The organism is Pedobacter quisquiliarum, assembly GCF_014642175.1.
Classification (GTDB): Bacteria; Bacteroidota; Bacteroidia; order Sphingobacteriales; family Sphingobacteriaceae; genus Pedobacter; species Pedobacter quisquiliarum.
Window position 1 is genome coordinate 1 of the sequence record NZ_BMIL01000029.1, and the last position, 562, is coordinate 562.

The window sequence follows — 562 nt, forward strand, 5'->3', positions numbered from 1 at the left end:
TTTCAAAGGTAAGCTCAATACGCTTGGTAACCGTATGAGGAGTGCAATAGCATAAGCTTGCTTGACTGTGAGGCAGACAAGCCGAGCAGGGTCGAAAGACGGATATAGTGATCCGGTGGTTCTGCATGGAAGGGCCATCGCTCAAAGGATAAAAGGTACGCTGGGGATAACAGGCTGATCTCCCCCAAGAGCTCATATCGACGGGGAGGTTTGGCACCTCGATGTCGGCTCGTCACATCCTGGGGCTGGAGAAGGTCCCAAGGGTTCGGCTGTTCGCCGATTAAAGTGGCACGCGAGCTGGGTTCAGAACGTCGCGAGACAGTTCGGTCCCTATCTGTTGTGGGCGTAGGAATTTTGAGTGGGGCTGACCTTAGTACGAGAGGACCGGGTTGGACTAGCCTCTAGTGAATCTGTTGTTCCGCCAGGGGCATTGCAGAGTAGCTACGCTGGGAATAGATAAGTGCTGAAAGCATCTAAGTACGAAACTAGCCACGAGATGAGAATTCCATATAGGACCGTAGAAGACTACTACGTTGATAGGTTACAGATGTAAAGCTGGTGA

At 51.6% G+C, this 562-nt stretch carries 1 rRNA gene; it reads left to right on the forward strand.

Annotation, left to right across the window (positions count from 1 at the left end):
- Positions 1-562: ribosomal RNA gene (locus tag IEW69_RS16850) — 23S ribosomal RNA — on the forward strand; the annotation flags it as partial.